This is a genomic window from Shewanella sp. HL-SH2, from assembly GCF_051164935.1.
Classification (GTDB): Bacteria; Pseudomonadota; Gammaproteobacteria; order Enterobacterales; family Shewanellaceae; genus Shewanella; species Shewanella glacialimarina.
The window spans coordinates 2,873,298-2,890,753 of sequence record NZ_CP195035.1 but is presented as its reverse complement, the minus strand read 5'-3'; the positions used below and the strand labels follow the sequence as shown (position 1 = coordinate 2,890,753).

The following is a 17,456-nucleotide window of genomic DNA, read 5'->3' as shown; positions in this document are numbered from 1 at the left end:
GAAGCGATCGACGATAATATTAAGAGGTATAAATGGTAGTCAAATCTATATCTACATCTACAGAATCAGCCAAAAAATCAGCCAAAAAAGCGAAAACTGTCGCTGTTTTTGGTGGCGGTATTGCCGGACTAACGGTAGCGCATGAATTTGTAAAACTTGGCTATAAAGTCAAAGTGTTCGAGGCCAATTCTGATGCCGGTGGTTTTTTTAGAAGTGCCAGAAGAAAAGAAGATCAAGATATGCCTTCTGAATACTCTTGGCATGGAATGGGCCCTTGGTATAACAATTTTTTCGAACTCATCAAGGAAATCCCCTTTGATGAGCACTCCAGTCTTTATGAAAACATCCTCACAAGGCCGGTAGTATTTGGCTTGGCGCCTAATTCAGGCACGGCTCATTTTGGTGATTCTAATTCCAAAAATGTCGATTTGGAAAACCTGTTTAGTATGACAACCAAAGAGAAATGGCTTTGGAGCTGGCTGATGGTGAAGGTCTGGTGTTCAAATACCAGAAGTAGTGAAAAGTACAGTAACATTAATGCTAAAGAAGCTTGGCGTCCCTATTTGGACGCTTCGACACTGAACACCTGGAGTGCTACTTTTGGCTCTTGGGTGGGTTCCGACTGGTGGCATGTTTCTTTCCATCATGTGGCGCATTTTTTCCGTAAGCAATTAGTCACCAAGTATTCGTATCATCATACAGGAGACAGTGACGGTGGGCCTTGGGATCACACGGCGCGCACTGGATGGCTGCTTCTGAACGGGCCCAGCAGTGAAGTTTGGTTTGATAAGTGGGTTGATGACCTGAAGCAAAAGCAGGTTGAGTTTTATTGGCAGACCTCACTTCATCGTTTGAGTTTTGAAGAAAACAGCATAACAGCGGCAGAGCTGGATAATGGCGAAACCGTTCAGGCCGATATCTATGTGATGGCACTGAATCCCTTTTGTGCGGCAGATATCTTGGCCAGAACCCCTGTACTTGAAGACAAACCGCAACTTAATCTTTTTAAACCTTTAGTAAAGCAGGGACCGCATACTCAGGTGTCCTTTAGAATTGGCTTTAAAGAAAAAATGTCTTGGCCGCGAAAAAGATGTGCGCTGGTTATTTCAGATTCCGCCTTTAACCTGACGCTTTTCTCTCAGGAACAAGCTTGGGGGAAGCCTAGTTCTCTAGGGGAAAATATTCAATCATTGTGGACAGTTACCGCTTGCGTTTCAAAAGTACCAGGCCCGGTTCATGGCCTTTGTTTGGAGCAATGCACAGAGGAACAATTCCTTGATGAAGTGTTATTTCAATTAAAACAGTGCCATGCCTTAGATGAACTGGTTAAAAAGGCTAACGATGGCAAAAGCTGGCAAGATTTTTCTATGGTAAAAATCAAAGTTTGGCATGAATGGGCGTTTTCCCCTGAAGGAATAACATCGGCGCAACCTAAATGGGTTAATTCGACCAACACCCAGCAATATATACCACAGCAAAAGACGACAATATCCAACCTTGTTCTTGCAGGGGCTCACACCAAAACGACGGCGGATGTTTGGAGCATTGAGGCTGCGGTCGAGAGTGGCAAGCTTGCGGTAAAGGTTTTTGAACCGCAACTCAAGGTCATTCCACAGTCGAACTTTCTGGTGTTTAAACTCCTTGGGAAAATTGATGATGTGCTTTATTACTTCAAACTGCCTAACGTGTTAGATGTTGGTTTGATATTCATGGCTATGTTATTGGTAAGCGCAATCGCCTTGGGGATTGCCGGATAAAGAGTGGCTTAAACAAAAGATAAATCACGGAGGGCGTATGCATGACCAGCAAGATAAAAAGTCACATTATCAGAAAGATAGCCTGACATTAGTGGGTGCGGTGGCGCTTGGCACTGGCGTTATGATTGGTGCTGGCATATTTGCCTTGACGGGGCAGATGGCTCAGATGACCGGAAGTCTTTTCCCGCTGGCTTTTCTTTCGGCTGCGGTGGTTGTGTTATTCAGCGCATACTCTTACGTCAAATTGTCCAATGCTTATCCTTCTGCTGGCGGGATTGCCATGTACCTGAAAAAGGCCTACGGTAGTACGGTAACAACCGCTTTTCATTCCCTGTTGATGTATTTTTCGATGGTGATTGCCCAGAGTTTTCTGGCGCGTACCTTTGGGACTTATACATTACAGCTGTTTGGTATCGATGATAGCAGCGTGTTAGTGCCGACACTGGGTGCCGGATTATTGCTGGTGGCATTTCTGATCAACTTGTCCGCCAACAAGATGATCGAAGGTGTCGCGTCAGTGCTGGGCTTTATTAAGATTGGCGGTATCGTTTTGTTCGGTATCGTTGGCGTAATGGTGGCAGGCTCGGTAGAAGTCGATTTCTTAACAGTCAGTCCAGATGCTTCAACTTCTGGTGCAACAATCGCTGGTTTTATTGGTGCAACCGCGCTGGGTATTTTGGCTTTTAAGGGCTTTACCACGATTACCAATAGTGGATCAGAGCTTACCGCCCCTCACCGAAATGTGGGCAGAGCTATCATGATCTCCATCGGTCTCTGTGTTGTCATTTATACGCTAGTAGGCTTTGCCGTCGCCAGTAACCTATCACTTGCACAAATCATCGAAACAAGAAATTACTCGTTAGCTGCAGCCGCAAAGCCTGCACTGGGTGAGTACGCTGTCTGGTTTACGGTTGTTTTGGCCATGATAGCAACAGCAGGCGGTGTTATTGCCAGTATATTTGCGGTTTCGCGGATGTTGGCAATGCTGACAGAGATGAAACTCGTTCCCCATAGCCATTTTGGCATGCCCGGTAGCATCCAAAAACACACCCTGGTTTATACCGTCATTTTAGGTTTACTATTGACGATATTTTTTGACCTGACGCGGATTGCGGCCATGGGTATCATCTTTTATTTGATTATGGACATGGCGATCCACTGGGGGGTTTTACGTCACCTGCGAGATGAAGTGGGTGCCAGAAGCGCATTCCCTATCGTCGCGATTATCCTTGATTGTATCGTTCTGGGTGGTTTTGTCTGGGTCAAGATAAACAGCGATCCTTTGGTGGTTGGTGTCGCTGGTGTTGTTATGTTGGTTATTCTGCTTGTTGAGGTGCTGTTTTTACGACATAACCCTATCGAGCCAAAAAGCCACAGTCATAAATGAAAATAAATAAATTCTATGTTCCTTCGCTAACAGTCAGCTAACGCGAAACGACATATTCAAAAAGGAGAAAAAATACGAATATAAAAAAATATTGCTTGTCAATCCACATTGAGAGGGGAGTTTTCTATTGCCTATAGCGGGAGGACAACTCAGCTATTTTTTATTGGATTAAACTCGCGGGGTATCGGTGATGCTGGCTGCGTTGAGATGTTTCTGGTGTGGTTCAAGCTTGTCGTAATTGTGGGGCTGGCTGGGGGCTTACACAGTGGGCTCCTCAGATGCTCTCGCAGAGTCTGCCTGACGCTGGGATTAGTATTGCACTGTTCGGTGCTGCGTCTGTGTTCATGGCCTACCAGGGATTTTTAACGACAGACTTACGATTACAAAAATATCGACAACCCACAAAAACATTACCTCGTGCGGCACTCTGGGCGATCGCAGTAGTGATTGTTGGCCTCATTATCGTCACTATTGCCGCCGCGTTCTCCACGGCTTACGTTGCTCTGATATTTCGCTTGATCTCAACTAACACAGTGCACTCGTTTTCCTTGCCCTGCTGTTGCTCTGTCACTAAATTCGAAACCCCGTCGTAGCTAAAAACTAGAAAGACTAGTTTAACTATTGCTACATGATGTGTGGTATCAAGCCGTTTCATCTGACCGTTTAGGACACCTTCTAATAGCTTAGGAAGTGGCGAGATACCAAATATACACAATCGACAAAAAACCTAGCATTACACATCAGATTTTAAAATCAAGGCGGTCAAACTCAGTTTCAAAAATGGAGTGCAAGTCAGTCAAGTGGCTGAAGACTTGGATACTCATCCATTTATGCTGTCACGCTGGTGCATAGAATATGTCGAAAGCAAACTACAAGGGTATTCGTACAGGAAACTAAGTGCGTTGGCGTACAGACGCACGCGGCATAGATAAGGATAATTGTTGTTAGAAAAAAAGATGTGTCTCTGGGAAGCAGCAATGCTCGTAGCATCCCTTTAAAACTTGTACATCGACGACGGTATATGGCAGCTAGTCAATTCAAGATAAGGCTTTGACATATTTGTCCGTCCTACAGTAAGAAAGAGAGGAAAAAATGAAAACGATTATATATTTTTTAACCCTTACAATTCTCATGATGTTCGGATCACCCATGCTGGCTGCCCAGAACGAGCCTACGACGGAAAAGCCCATGGCTCAGCAGATGGAAATGATGAACAGCCAGATGCAGACGACCCAGCAGAAAATGAAAGAAATCAAAGCAACCAACGACCCCGAAAAGCGAAAAGTCGTTATGCAACAGCACATGCAAAGCATGCGTGAGGGCATGATGATGATGGGCAATATGGAGGCAGCTCGGACCAATATGGCAATGCATATGATGCAGGAAAAACAACCGCAAATGACTTGTGAGCAAGACAATGTGCAATGCCAACACATGCAAACCATGGGTCATCGTCAGGAAGACATTCAGGAGCGCATGAAAATGATGCAAATGATGATGCAACAGATGATGGAACATCAGTCTGCGCAGGCGGATCAGCAGTAGACATCAGGAGCGTATACGGGCGCTTAAATTTCAAATAATTACGGGAGTGGTTTGATATGTATGACTGGAACGGAGGAGGACACATGGGCGGAATGTGGTTCTGGTGGATTGCCGGTATAGTGATTATCGCTGCTCTTATTTGGGCAATGTTGAGGATATCGTCTCAAAAATCTGGCAATGGTGGCGTGTCCGCTGAAGAGTTGCTTAAGCAACGATATGCAAACGGCGAAATCGATAAAGATGTCTACGAAAAGCGTTTGCACGATATTAGACAGTGATGAAGGAGTGAACCGTATGGATGACTTGCTCGAGATTACCGATGATTTGACCAAGCGCATCATCGATATGCCAGACGGTCCTGTCTAAATCCTGCGGCAGAAGAATGAAACCCAAATCATTACTGGCGTTCTGCAATGGTCCCGCGTGTTCGCAGAGCCCTATCACAATCACTGGTCAAGATAAGCAGATTCTATGTTCTGCCGCTAACGGCCCGAGATGTTACTTGTTGCAGGATTGTTCGAACATGAGAGCACACAAAATGGCGCTGCGCGGGACGGTCATTGCGACAGTTACCTTCTGTGATATTGGTCGTTAGCTGTAATACTAAAAATATTTCATCTCTTTGATCTATAGGTTTACAACATGGCAATGGATTCAGGAATTATGAAGTAAAAGCATGAATAAGTTATGGCGATTTTGGAGCAATCTGCGGTCGAGCTTCTGGTTCATGATAATCGCTTTGTTTACCTTTCAGTGCTGTTAGTTTGGTTTAAACCTTTTGATATAACTTAACCTCAATAGTCATGCTCTCCACCTATTATTCTGATGATACTTGCCTCACAGTACTAGGAGTTAAGTTAGTCTATTTTCTTGCGGGAATGATGAATCATCATTGGACTAAAAATTTGATCGCCAATTCGTTCGAGGCTTAGACAAAGATGAAAGTAAATAGTACGACGCCGCAGCGGATGTTAATTCCGCTGTTCTTTATTGGCACAGGTTAGCTTGGTAATTAGATAGAATATTTTTTATTAAAACGTTGGAGCTAATTATGTCAAAAAACGTATCAGATCATTTAGTCGAAATGCTAGTAGAAGCGGGTGTTAAAAGAATTTACGCGGTCACAGGCGACAGTCTTAATCCGGTCAATGATGCTGTGCGAAGAGATGGCAGACTGCAATGGATACATGTCAGGCACGAAGAGGCTGGCGCCTATGCTGCTTCGATGGAAGCTGAGCTAAATGGTATTGGTTGTTGCATGGGCAGCAGTGGGCCAGGGCATGTTCACTTAGTCAATGGACTCTATGATGCCAATAGAGCTGAAAATCCGGTTATTGCAATTGCTTCAACTATTCATACTGAAAAAATGGGCCTGGACAACTTTCAAGAGACAAGACCCGAATCGTTATTTCAAGATTGTTCAAAATATGTATTTCTAGCAAATACCCCCAAACAAGCCATTAATGGTTTGCAAACCGCTATTCAGCATGCAATTAGTAAGAAAGGAGTCGCTGTTCTGGGGCTTCCTGGTGATGTGGCTGCGGCAAGTATTGAGCCTGTGCATACGGCAAATAAAAACTTTTATACCCAACCTAGAATAACCCCAAGCTATGAACAGCTTCAAGAACTGGCAAGCGTCATAAATGGGCATGAAAAAGTGATGCTTTTTTGCGGCCATGGCTGTCGCTATGCCATCGAAGAAGTGATGCAATTGGCAGAAATACTTAAGGCTCCTTTGGGATATAGTTTTCGAGGCAAAATATTTTTTGAACGTAAAGAAAATCCTTATGCCGTTGGATTAAATGGGCTGTTAGGCAATAAGTCCGGTTTCGAAGCCATGCATCAAGCCGATGTCCTTTTGATGCTGAGCACGGATTTTCCTTATAGTGAGTTTCTCCCAGAAAAATGCAAAATTATTCAGATAGATACTAAACCGGAAAAATTAGGCCGTAGAGCTAAAGTGGACTTTGGATATTGTGGTGATATTAAATCAACTCTTGAAGATCTTATGCCTTTAATTGATGTAAAAACGTCCACTGATTTCATCGACAAAACCCGTTCCCTACATCAAGAAATTGAAGCCATCTATGACAGCTATGTAGAAGGAAAGGGAGCTGAAAAAAATATTCACCCAGAATATGTTGCCTATTTGGTGGATAAACTCGCAGATGACGATGCAATATTTACCGTTGATACGGGGATGAGCGCTGTGTGGGCCGCCCGTTATTTAAAGGCGGGAGCCAATCGCTACCTGACCGGTTCCTTTAATCATGGCTCGATGGCGAATGCCATGCCTATGGCGATGGGGGCAGGCTTATCACAACCAGACCGGCAAGTGATTGCTTTTTGTGGTGATGGTGGTATTTCAATGCTGCTGGGCGACTTAATGACCATTAGCCAATATCAAATTCCTGTCAAAATCATCATCTTTAACAATCGTTCGTTAGCCATGGTGAAACTTGAAATGCGAGTAGAAGGTTATATGGAGTGGCAGACGGATATGGTTAATCCTGATTTTGTAAAATTGGCTGAAGCGATGAATATCTCAGCATGGGAGGCAAAGGAGCCCAAAGATGTGGAATTAGCACTGGCAAACGGATTCAAGCATAAGGGGCCGGCGATAATCAATATTTTTACCGATCCCAATGCCTTGGCAATGCCACCTTCCGTAAACATTGATCAAGTGAAAGGCATGGCAGCCTCCATGGCAAAATTAATGGTTAATGGAAAATTTGCAGAAATAGTCGATACGACAAAGAACGACATAAAATACCTACGGGAATTATTATAAAACATGATGAAGGAAGCCATAACATTCAGCTCAATCGTCCTGCTTATTTTTGCTGAAGTCTGTAATTTATAAAAAGGTGTGTAAGCAATGGTTTTCCTATATTGAAGTGGTCAAAGCTCAGCGATTTTGATGAATTATTTTTGTTCATCTTCTTCGGCTGTCCGACCTATATCAAGTGGTACGAACAACAATTTCTTTTTGCTTACAAAATAGGAGATTAGCCAATGTCTGAAAATAAATGCCCAGTGATGCACGGCGGCGTCACACAGAGTAGCTTGTCAAACCAGCAATGGTGGCCCAAGGCCCTGAACCTAGATATTCTGCACCAACATGATACTAAGACCAATCCTATGGGGGCGGATTTTAACTATCGGGAGGAGGTCCAAAAACTTGACGTAACTGCCCTCAAGCAAGATCTTCATGCGCTGATGACGCACAGCCAGGCCTGGTGGCCAGCGGACTGGGGGCATTATGGCGGCTTGATGATCCGCCTTTCGTGGCATGCGGCCGGCACCTATCGTATTGCTGACGGTCGGGGTGGTGCCGCTACAGGTAATCAGCGTTTTGCGCCGATTAACTCCTGGCCTGACAACGTTAATCTGGACAAGGCTCGTCGGTTACTTTGGCCTATCAAGAAAAAGTACGGTAATAGACTTAGCTGGGCGGACTTGATTGCCTATGCAGGAACCATCGCATATGAATCTATGGGGTTAAAAACCTTTGGCTTCGCCTTTGGCCGTGAAGATATCTGGCATCCTGAAAAAGACACTTATTGGGGCGCCGAGAAGGAATGGCTCGCACCTAGCGATGCCCCTAACAGCCGCTATTCAGGCGATCGGGATCTGGATAACCCGCTGGCTGCTGTGATGATGGGCCTGATCTATGTTAACCCTGAAGGTGTCGATGGCAAACCTGACCCTCTCAAAACAGCCAAAGATGTACGTGAAACTTTCTTGCGAATGGCCATGAATGATGAGGAAACCGTGGCGCTCACTGCCGGAGGCCATACTGTGGGTAAATGTCACGGTAACGGTGATGCCGATTTACTTGGCCCCAAGCCCGAAGCAGGTGACATCGAAGACCAGGGTTTTGGTTGGATCAATAAAGCTGAGCGCAGCATAGGCCGCGATACGGTATCCAGTGGTATTGAGGGGGCGTGGACGACTCATCCAACTCAATGGGACAACGGCTATTTCCATTTACTGCTTAACTATGAATGGGAGCTTAAAAAAAGCCCTGCTGGCGCATGGCAATGGGAACCTATCAATATTAAAGAAGCCGATATGCCGGTTGATGTCGAAGATCCGTCAATCCGTCAAAACCCGATCATGACCGATGCCGACATGGCCCTGAAGATGGATCCGGCATATCGCAAAATTTCTGAGCATTACTACCAGAATCCACAGCACTTTTCTGAAACCTTCGCACGGGCATGGTTCAAACTCACACACAGGGATCTGGGGCCTAGAGTGCGCTATATCGGTCCTGATGTGCCCAAAGAACATCTGATTTGGCAGGATCCGGTTCCCACCGGGAGTCACGATTACGATGTCCAAGCCGTGAAAGAGAACATTGTTAGCAGCGGTTTGAGTGTTAGCGAAATGGTCAAAACTGCATGGGATAGCGCAAGAACCTTTCGCGGTTCGGATATGCGCGGCGGCGCCAACGGCGCGCGCATTCGTTTGGCTCCCCAAAAGGATTGGCAAGGCAACGAGCCTGAGCGTCTGAGCAAAGTACTGGCCGTGCTGGAACCCATTGCAGCCCAGAGTGGCGCTAGCATCGCCGATGTGATTGTGCTCGCGGGTAACGTCGGTATTGAGCAAGCCGCTAAAGCCGCAGGTTTTGATATTGTTGTGCCATTCTCGATTGGCCGTGGCGATGCAACTGACGAAATGACGGATGCAGAAGCTTTCGACGTGTTGGAGCCCATTCACGACGGGTATCGCAATTGGCTCAAGCAGGACTATGTCGTCAGTGCAGAAGAACTCATGCTCGATCGTACTCAGTTAATGGGCCTTACAGCCCCTGAGATGACGGTGTTGGTTGGCGGCATGCGTATGCTTGGCACCAACCACGGCGGCAGCAAGCATGGTGTGTTCACCGAACATGAAGGCAAACTGACCAATGATTTCTTCGTCAATCTGACTGATATGAGCAATACGTGGAAGCTTACTGGGAATAACCTTTACGAAATCTGCGACCGTGAAACGAATAAGCTTAAGTGGACGGCGACTCGAATCGATCTGGTTTTTGGATCTAACTCGATTCTGCGTGCCTATGCCGAGGTTTACGCCCAGGACGATAACAAGGAAAAGTTTGTCCAGGACTTTGTTACAGCATGGACAAAGGTAATGCACGCTGACTGCTTTGATTTGGCTTGATTTCCAAGCCCTGATAAATAGCAACATAAAGGAGTTTAACCATGAACAGGAAAGAAGCTTACCAAAAAAAACTACAGGCACAGTTGGACGAGTGGAGCGCTGAGATCGACAAGCTCAAGGCTAAAGCGGATAACGCAGAGGCCGATGCACAAATTGAGTACTACAAACAAATAGAGGCACTGCGAACGATGCAGAAAACGGCTGACAGCAAACTTACTGAACTTAAGGTAGCAAGTGACGATGCTTGGGATGATCTTAAGGCAGGTATAGATAGTGCGTGGAACTCACTTGGCAATTCACTAAAGTCGGCTACTTCAAGATTTAAATAATCTGCATAGTCGTCGCGCCAAGTAGGCGCCCTATAAATTAACACTGGAGTACAACATGGATATTATTAGTTTAGTCATATTTTTGGTAATTGGTGCCCTAGCCGGCTGGCTTGCAGGCAACATAATGAAGGGGAGAGGATTTGGTGTTATAGGCAATATTATTGTAGGTATAGTTGGTGCTGTATTGGGTGGCGTTGTATTCAGCTTACTCGGCATAACCACAGGCGGTTTTTTAGGTTCTGTGATTATGGCCACAATTGGCGCTGTTATTTTGTTATTTGTAATTAGTTTAGTTAAGAAAAACGCCTAACCCCTTAAATACTGCGAGATCGGGAAAAATTCAAATCGGGAGTGGCCACATGATTAAGTTAAGACAGTTTTGGGGAGATTTGCGGTCGAGCTTTTGGTTTATGCCTTCACTGATGGTCACTGTCAGCATGACCTTAGCGGTTATGTTGATCGAAGCGGAGTCTGCCGGTTTAAACCAATGGTTAAGTCAGTGGCCACAGCTGTTTGGGGTCGGTGCAGAAGGCGCTCGCCAAATGCTGTCCACCTTGGCAGGTTCGATGATGACTGTCATGGGGATCACTTTCTCCATGACACTGTTGGCCCTGGTGCTGGCATCGGGCCAGTACACCTCTCGCATTTTGAGGAACTTCATGCGCAACAGTGTCACGCAAGCAACACTGGGGGTTTTTGCGAGCATTTTCGCTTACTGTCTTATCGTATTACGCACCATTCGTGGTAGCAGTGGTGGTGATGAATTTGTGCCCAGTCTGGCGGTGTTTTTTGCCTTTGTGATGTCGCTTGGTGGGGTGGGGGTGCTTATCTATTTTATTCATCATATTGCCTTGTCAATCCAGGCATCAAGTATCATCGCTTCGGTCGCTCAGGAAACCAATGCTGCCATAGATAGGTTGCTGCCGATAAAACCGGATGGAGAACTTGATGAAGATGAAATACGACACCCGATACTTAAGTCTCTGGATGAGCGGGTCTGGTATCCTGTGCCAGCAGCTCGCAGTGGTTACGTTTTAGGCGTAAATAACAAAAGACTAATATGTCTGGCGTGTGACCACAGGACGATAGTGCGGATGGAGCAGGGCATTGGCTCGTTTATTGTCCAAGATACGGCTTTAGTGTCGCTCGCTCTGACTTATCCGCCAGAGCAGAAACTGATTGATGCTTTGAATGCTGCTTACAGTATTGGCCGCCATCGCACAGTGGATCAGGATCCTGCTTTTGGTATTCGACAGATTGTGGATATGGCCATAAAAGCATTGTCCCCAGGGGTAAACGACACTTCAACAGCAGTGATGTGCGTGGACTATTTAACCTCGATTATGGCTCGATTGGCCAGTCGGCAATTTCCGCCATTATATCGTTATGAAGAAGACACTCTGCGGATGGTAGCGATTGTTCCGAGCTTTGAGAGTCTATTGGCCGATGCTTTCGACCAGATCCGAAGTTGCGCAGAGGAGAATCTTGCTATACTAGTACGCATGCTTGGTGCCATCGAGACCATCGGAAGTTTAACTACCTGCCCGAACCGCTTGAGAGCACTTGACCAACAGCTACAGTGGATTGAAGAGTTGACCGCTCGTTGTTTTGAATCCAGTCATGATCGCGCCCAGCTCGAAATGCGGCAGTCCAAGGTGCGTGAATCGCTGCAAGCTCAGTCTGCACTGCGCGCATGAGTAGAGAAAGATTAGTTTATTTTGTTGACCCATTCGTTAGCTTTTCCTGGCTTTACATTCAACGCACCAAATTAACAACCTTATCGCTCACTATCACTCAGATAATTTTGCTCTGCGCAAATGCAGAGGATTATTTCAGCATTCGATAACCATACATAACAGCCCGACCAATATGATATTGGCAACGCGATATGACAGTGATAATGCACAGCGACAGTTATGGAGGCGGTTAGTGGTTAGTTAGGCTCTGTAGGGCATCGGTAACTTCACTCATCCGCGCCGACGTGACTTTACCATGAACCTGCGATACCAGATTACCGTTCTTATCTAGAACAACAATGACAGCTTCGTCGCTATCGGAGGGTACACCCAACGCGCTTTCCATAATCTGCGAGTTTAGAATCCAGGTTTGGTCGTGGTAACGCTGCGGCACGCTCTCTTTGGCCGTACCAATGAGATCTTCTTCCGACATAAAGAAGGGTAAATTGACAGCCAGTACGTCGCGAACCCGATATTGAGTATGATCTATGTTTGAGCGCAATGTGTTAGCCCACTCCCGAGTGGAGGTTGCGGCATTTCGAGACGGCGTAAGTATCAGCAGTGTTGGTTGACCTATCAGTTTGTTGCTGTCAACTTTTTCGCCGTTAAGCGTCGTCGCTGTAAATGATGGCCATGGTCCTTCGCCTGCGATAGCAGGCGGCCCAAATAGGGTCAATATCGCAAGAAGGGTCAGCTCAGTAACGCGTAGTGATGACGAGCTCCAAAGTGATATCGGTTTTATTGGTCTGGATATCATAGTATTCCTCCGTTCATTAGTCGTGGCGCGAACAAATCGGTCCAGCAAGATCCAAACACAGAAGTAGCAGTGTCAGTGAAACTCTTTTGTAAATCATCCTGGCTCTCATGTCTGACGAGCAAACATCTCACATACAATATGTGATTAACGACATTTCTTCTGTTCGCTAGCGAACTTTCTGCCAGCTAATGATCCTATTGGATCCGCAGACGCCCTTTGTCGGTATGTGTTCTATCGAACAGACTAGCCTAATGAGAGCGCGCAAGCTGTAGGTCTCAGACCTTGGCCCCAATGATCTTTTTCTCCGGCTCGCCAGGGTTCATCCTCATCATACATAACAGGATATCTAGCTTATGCTTTTCGAAACGTTTTCTCACCGCTCGCTGCAGCTAGCCAATCGCATGGTAATGGCGCCGTTGACACGCAGTCGGGCTACGCCTGAGCACACGCCCAATGAACTGATGGCCACTTACTATGGCCAACGTGCGACGGCGGGACTGATTATTACCGAGGGCACTTCGCCCAGCCCAAACGGACTGGGCTACCCACGGATCCCCGGTCTCTTCGATAACGCACAAATGAATGCATGGAAGGCAAGTACTGCTGCAGTACACGCCAAAGGCGGTAAAATTTTCTTACAGTTGATGCACTGCGGTCGAGTCGCGCATGTCGAAAACTTACCGACAGGTGCCGAAGTACTTGGGCCTGACGCCGCAGTGTGCCACGGAGAGATGTATACCGATGCCTTAGGTATGCAGCCCCACAGTACGCCACGCAAAATGACCGAGGTTGATATTGCTCAAGTGGTAAAAGAATATGTGACGTCAGCTAAGCTCGCGCTGGAGGCCGGTTTCGACGGTGTCGAAATACATGGCGCCAACGGCTACCTCATCGAGCAGTTTTTGAACCCGCTGATTAACCTGCGAACTGACGATTACGGCGGCAGCATTGATGGTCGTAATCGACTTGCGCTAGAAATCGTACGTGCGACAGTGGCTGCCATCGGCAGCGAACGGGTCGGTATCCGGCTCTCTCCTTATGGTGTATTCAACGGCACCGGCGCATTCCCTGACGTAGAGACACAGTACCTGGCATTGGCCAGGGCGCTTTCGTCGGATGAGCTTCTCTACATCCACCTGGTCGATCATTCATCTATGGGGGCACCAACTGTGCCCGTCAACTTCAAGCTCAAGCTGCGCGCTAGTTTCGATGGTTTGTTTATCTTGTCAGGAGGGTTTGATCATCAAAGTGCTGAACAGGCACTACTTGATAAAAGTGGTGATCTGGTCGCTTTCGGTCGACCGTTTTTGGCTAATCCCGATCTTGTTGCACGGATGCGGCAGGATGCGGCGCTCAATACTCCAGATGAAGCGACTTTTTACGTGCCTGGCGCCAAGGGCTACACCGACTATCCGACTCTCGCGACTTCACAAGAGCGTTAGTGCTAAAAGTTATCGCCGAGGCCTAACACAACTGAGCAGACGCCCGTGGCAATCATAAGACCAAATTAAAACAGGATTTTACTATGACCTACAAAAGCATTAACCCCAACAACGGAACAATCTTGAAGACCTTTGATGAAATTAGCGATATACAGCTTGAAATTAAGCTCGCCACAGCGCACACCTGTTACCAAACATGGAAAAATACCAGCTATAAGCAACGCGCTGCTATTATGAATAAAGCTGCTGAACTTCTGCATGCGCACACTGATGACTTTGCCAAGCTGGCAACACTTGAGATGGGCAAGCGAATTGATGAAGCCCGTGGTGAAGTGAATTTTAGCGGCAATATCCTCAGCTATTATGCAGAGCATGCACAAGCGTTTTTAGCACCAGAGACACTTAATCCAGAACACGGCGAAGCCCATATGGAAAGCAGCCCGATAGGTGTGATTTTCTGTGTCGAGCCGTGGAACTTTCCCTTTTATCAACTTGCTCGAGTGGCAGGCCCACAGCTGATGGCGGGCAATGTTTTAGTGGTGAAACATGCCAGCAATGTGCCCCAATGTGCTATCGCCTTTGAACAACTGCTGATTGATGCGGGTGCACCTAAGGGGTTGTACACAAATCTGCTGGTATCGCATGAACAGTCTAACCGGGTTATTGATGATCTCCGGGTCAAGGGCGTGGCATTGACGGGTGGTTTTGAGGCTGGCAGAAGCGTTGCCGCCCGAGCAGGGCAAAACCTCAAACCCTCCTCGATGGAGCTCGGTGGCAATGATGCCTTTATCGTGCTTGATGATGCTGACCTCGACAAAACTATTCCCTGGGCTGTTTGGGGGCGTATGTACAACCAGGGACAAACCTGCTGTGCTGCTAAACGCTTTATTGTGATCGATTCGATAGCTGACAAATTCATCGAAAAGTTCCAAACCGCACTTGAACTTCAGCAACCTGGCGATCCGATGGACGAAAAAACCACCAAGGGGCCGATGTCGCAAGAAGTCGCTCTGGTTAATCTTTTGAAGCAGGTCGATGAGGCCGTAGCCCATGGTGCCAAGGTGTTAATGGGCGGCAAGCGTATTGACTGCCCTGGCTCTTTCATGCAGAGCACGATACTGACCAACATTGGTTCAGACAACCCAGCTTATCGCACTGAGTTCTTCGGACCCGTCGCGTTGATCTTTCGGGTCAAGGATGAAGCAACGGCCATAGCGCTTGCCAACGACTCTGACTTCGGACTGGGTGGCTCCGTATTTACCCAAGATGAAGCTCGCGGCAAACGCGTAGCTAGTCAAATAGATACAGGTATGATGTTCATCAACAATATTGATTGGACCGATGCCGCGCTTCCATTTGGCGGCGTCAAAGAGTCCGGTTATGGCCGCGAGCTCGGCGAAATGGGCATCCAGCAGTTTGTTAATAAGAAGCTGGTACGTTCCATTTCGATGGATGCACCTATGTAACGGTTGCACTGCTAGGGCTATGGTTTCACAATGTTATTGCCATAATATATGGCTTCACAACACTGAGTTTGAATGACATCAATTCATTTTATCTTAAGCGCCTAGCAGTGAAGCCAGTTAATCTTGTTTGAGGACATATAGAAAGGTGATGATGTTATTGTTTTATAATGGCTATATGATTTTTTTTAACGACAAGATAGCCATAAATAGCATGGCAAGCTACCAATGAGGGTAACTTGACATAGATATTTTAGTGAGTAGATATTTTAGCTAATAGGTGTCAAGTCTATCGGTTTCAATCTTTACCACGGCATAACATTCGCAGCAGAGTGTTTCGAGTTTTTGTCTGTTGGTCACGGTAATTTGGCCGCGCTTATAGTTGATTACCCCAAGTTTTTGTAGTTTACCGGCGGCTTCAGTTACGCCTTCTCGTCTGACCCCTAGCATGTTGGCGATCAACTCCTGGGTCATAGTAAGATTGTTGCTAGCCAGTCTATCAAGTGATAGTAGTAGCCAACGACAAAGTTGCTGATCGATAGAATGGTGTCTGTTACATATTGCCGTCTGCGCCATTTGGGCCATCAGTGCTTGAATGTATCGCAAAAAAAGTTCGCGAAGGATTTGATTGTGGTTAAATTCATTGAATAAAATAGATGCGGACAATTTATAGGCTCGGCCTGCGCTTTGCACTATGGCGCGATTTATGGTGCTTTCTCCCCCCATAAACACGGCAATGCCCACTAAACCTTCATTGCCGACAACAGATATTTCTGCCGATGCCCCATCTTCGAGGACGTTTAGTAAAGAGACAATACAGTCAATGGGAAAATAGACATTTTCAAGGTTTTGTCCTGCTTCATAGATAACCTTACCTAAAGGCAGTTTTATTATCTTCAACTGAGGAAATAAACGCTTTTGCGTCTCTTCGGGTAATGCTTTAAGTAATCCGTTCTCATTTGGTGCAATCATTGATAACCTTTTTCGATATAAAGTAAATCATTTACCACTATCTATGATCGTTCCATATTCTTGCTTTTATTCATGATGACATAATGCACAAGTAATAATGATGCTGTTGTTAATATAACAGAGTTTTTTAAATTGAGTGGGTTAAAGTGTTCTGTGCGATATTTTATGTGATTTTGTGGGTTTTTAATTATGATTTTTTACGAAAAATTAGTGCCTTACTCAACGTCATTGGCGGTGATATTGACCGATTGAAACCATGATTTAAGTTCAAAAATATCGTATGTTGTGTTGTCTCTATTGCACATCGACAGTGATTTAAGTGGCAAGGATAGACAGTAAAGCAAGGCTCCTGCAGAGCTGAGTTTCACTGATTTGAAATAGATTGAGCTGCAAAGTGATTTTAAGGGCCTTATTTCTAACGGCTGCTAGAGATTTAGCCTTTGCCGACGGCGTTAGCTAAGGTTGTATGCATTCAGTTAATGTGCAGTCTGATGCAAGGCGCTTTAGGTGAATGATTTTATAGTCTTTATAAGCGAATGCATTGATTTTTTGACAGGTATTTGCCATTTATTCATTTTGAATATCATCAATCGCCTGCCGAACTTCATTTAAAATTAACCTGTTTGCTAGGTTTTCATCGATATCGGGGACATCCCAGCCAAAAATAGCGCGATATTTCTCAATCAAAGTGTGGACGTCTTCGATAATATCGCTGCGATGGGCCGCTAACTCTAATTTTTCTATTTCAGCCATACTCGTTCACCTCAATATTCAAAGATAGAACTAGATTAGGCTAGTATTGATGCCCCTTCGGTGCGACACCGAACAGATTGAATTAGAAATTTGGTGCAAGCTGATAGATATCACCCTATCAGCAAAACAATGATTTATTGTTT

14 protein-coding genes and 1 pseudogene are annotated in these 17,456 nt (G+C 45.9%); 12 read left to right on the top strand and 3 right to left on the bottom strand.

Annotated features, from left to right (window positions below; translation table 11 throughout):
* Positions 1-32: 32 nt before the first annotated feature.
* The 10 genes and pseudogenes from ACRWP9_RS12585 (at position 33) to ACRWP9_RS12540 (ending at position 11,887) form a co-directional block, all read left to right on the top strand.
* Positions 33-1,757 (top strand): FAD-dependent oxidoreductase, encoded by a 1,725-nt coding sequence (locus tag ACRWP9_RS12585; protein ID WP_434926294.1) that lies wholly within the window; start codon positions 33-35, stop codon positions 1,755-1,757.
* 37 nt (positions 1,758-1,794) lie between these two features.
* The gene (locus ACRWP9_RS12580) at positions 1,795-3,144 is read left to right on the top strand and encodes an APC family permease (RefSeq protein WP_434926293.1); all 1,350 of its coding nucleotides are present in this window, start codon (positions 1,795-1,797) and stop codon (positions 3,142-3,144) included.
* A gap of 746 nt (positions 3,145-3,890) precedes the next feature.
* Positions 3,891-4,076: pseudogene (locus ACRWP9_RS12575) on the top strand (transposase); the annotation flags it as partial.
* Positions 4,077-4,236: 160 nt separating this feature from the next.
* Positions 4,237-4,689, top strand: a complete 453-nt coding sequence (locus ACRWP9_RS12570) for a hypothetical protein (protein WP_434926292.1) — start codon at positions 4,237-4,239, stop codon at positions 4,687-4,689.
* An 83-nt stretch (positions 4,690-4,772) separates the two neighbouring features.
* Entirely contained in the window at positions 4,773-4,967 is a 195-nt protein-coding gene (locus tag ACRWP9_RS12565; protein ID WP_434926291.1) for an SHOCT domain-containing protein, read from the top strand.
* Positions 4,968-5,740: 773 nt separating this feature from the next.
* Positions 5,741-7,480 (top strand): thiamine pyrophosphate-dependent enzyme, encoded by a 1,740-nt coding sequence (locus ACRWP9_RS12560; RefSeq protein ID WP_434926290.1) that lies wholly within the window; start codon positions 5,741-5,743, stop codon positions 7,478-7,480.
* 224 nt (positions 7,481-7,704) lie between these two features.
* Positions 7,705-9,861, top strand: coding sequence for a catalase/peroxidase HPI (gene katG / locus ACRWP9_RS12555; protein ID WP_434926289.1), 2,157 nt, complete (start codon positions 7,705-7,707; stop codon positions 9,859-9,861).
* A gap of 41 nt (positions 9,862-9,902) precedes the next feature.
* On the top strand, positions 9,903-10,190 hold the full coding sequence (locus ACRWP9_RS12550) for a coiled coil domain-containing protein (protein WP_434926288.1): 288 nt from the start codon (positions 9,903-9,905) through the stop codon (positions 10,188-10,190).
* A 55-nt stretch (positions 10,191-10,245) separates the two neighbouring features.
* Positions 10,246-10,500, top strand: a complete 255-nt coding sequence (locus ACRWP9_RS12545) for a GlsB/YeaQ/YmgE family stress response membrane protein (RefSeq protein ID WP_434926287.1) — start codon at positions 10,246-10,248, stop codon at positions 10,498-10,500.
* Positions 10,501-10,549: 49 nt separating this feature from the next.
* The gene (locus ACRWP9_RS12540) at positions 10,550-11,887 is read left to right on the top strand and encodes a DUF2254 domain-containing protein (protein WP_434926286.1); all 1,338 of its coding nucleotides are present in this window, start codon (positions 10,550-10,552) and stop codon (positions 11,885-11,887) included.
* 229 nt (positions 11,888-12,116) lie between these two features.
* Here ACRWP9_RS12540 and ACRWP9_RS12535 read toward each other — a convergent pair whose 3' ends face one another.
* Positions 12,117-12,683 carry a hypothetical protein gene (locus tag ACRWP9_RS12535; RefSeq protein ID WP_434926285.1) on the bottom strand — a complete coding sequence of 189 codons (567 nt, stop codon included), beginning with the start codon at positions 12,681-12,683 and terminating at the stop codon, positions 12,117-12,119.
* A gap of 353 nt (positions 12,684-13,036) precedes the next feature.
* On the opposite strand from ACRWP9_RS12535, the gene ACRWP9_RS12530 reads away from it, so the two are divergent.
* A complete protein-coding gene (locus tag ACRWP9_RS12530; protein ID WP_434926284.1) occupies positions 13,037-14,125 on the top strand; it encodes an alkene reductase in 1,089 nt (362 codons plus the stop codon).
* An 83-nt stretch (positions 14,126-14,208) separates the two neighbouring features.
* Positions 14,209-15,591, top strand: a complete 1,383-nt coding sequence (locus tag ACRWP9_RS12525) for an NAD-dependent succinate-semialdehyde dehydrogenase (RefSeq protein ID WP_434926283.1) — start codon at positions 14,209-14,211, stop codon at positions 15,589-15,591.
* Positions 15,592-15,861: 270 nt separating this feature from the next.
* Here the strand turns inward: ACRWP9_RS12525 and ACRWP9_RS12520 are convergent, their stop codons facing one another.
* Together ACRWP9_RS12520 and ACRWP9_RS12515 are read right to left on the bottom strand one after the other, a co-directional pair.
* A complete protein-coding gene (locus ACRWP9_RS12520; RefSeq protein ID WP_434926282.1) occupies positions 15,862-16,560 on the bottom strand; it encodes a Crp/Fnr family transcriptional regulator in 699 nt (232 codons plus the stop codon).
* Between the two features lie 567 nt (positions 16,561-17,127).
* Entirely contained in the window at positions 17,128-17,313 is a 186-nt protein-coding gene (locus tag ACRWP9_RS12515) for a hypothetical protein (protein ID WP_434926281.1), read from the bottom strand.
* Positions 17,314-17,456: the final 143 nt, after the last annotated feature.

Coding starts and splice junctions, on each gene's coding strand:
- ACRWP9_RS12585 (WP_434926294.1), top strand. CDS start 33: ATGGTAGTCAAATCTATATCTACATCTACAGAATCAGCCAAAAAATCA.
- ACRWP9_RS12580 (WP_434926293.1), top strand. CDS start 1,795: ATGCATGACCAGCAAGATAAAAAGTCACATTATCAGAAAGATAGCCTG.
- ACRWP9_RS12570 (WP_434926292.1), top strand. CDS start 4,237: ATGAAAACGATTATATATTTTTTAACCCTTACAATTCTCATGATGTTC.
- ACRWP9_RS12565 (WP_434926291.1), top strand. CDS start 4,773: ATGGGCGGAATGTGGTTCTGGTGGATTGCCGGTATAGTGATTATCGCT.
- ACRWP9_RS12560 (WP_434926290.1), top strand. CDS start 5,741: ATGTCAAAAAACGTATCAGATCATTTAGTCGAAATGCTAGTAGAAGCG.
- katG (WP_434926289.1), top strand. CDS start 7,705: ATGTCTGAAAATAAATGCCCAGTGATGCACGGCGGCGTCACACAGAGT.
- ACRWP9_RS12550 (WP_434926288.1), top strand. CDS start 9,903: ATGAACAGGAAAGAAGCTTACCAAAAAAAACTACAGGCACAGTTGGAC.
- ACRWP9_RS12545 (WP_434926287.1), top strand. CDS start 10,246: ATGGATATTATTAGTTTAGTCATATTTTTGGTAATTGGTGCCCTAGCC.
- ACRWP9_RS12540 (WP_434926286.1), top strand. CDS start 10,550: ATGATTAAGTTAAGACAGTTTTGGGGAGATTTGCGGTCGAGCTTTTGG.
- ACRWP9_RS12535 (WP_434926285.1), bottom strand. CDS start 12,683: ATGATATCCAGACCAATAAAACCGATATCACTTTGGAGCTCGTCATCA.
- ACRWP9_RS12530 (WP_434926284.1), top strand. CDS start 13,037: ATGCTTTTCGAAACGTTTTCTCACCGCTCGCTGCAGCTAGCCAATCGC.
- ACRWP9_RS12525 (WP_434926283.1), top strand. CDS start 14,209: ATGACCTACAAAAGCATTAACCCCAACAACGGAACAATCTTGAAGACC.
- ACRWP9_RS12520 (WP_434926282.1), bottom strand. CDS start 16,560: ATGATTGCACCAAATGAGAACGGATTACTTAAAGCATTACCCGAAGAG.
- ACRWP9_RS12515 (WP_434926281.1), bottom strand. CDS start 17,313: ATGGCTGAAATAGAAAAATTAGAGTTAGCGGCCCATCGCAGCGATATT.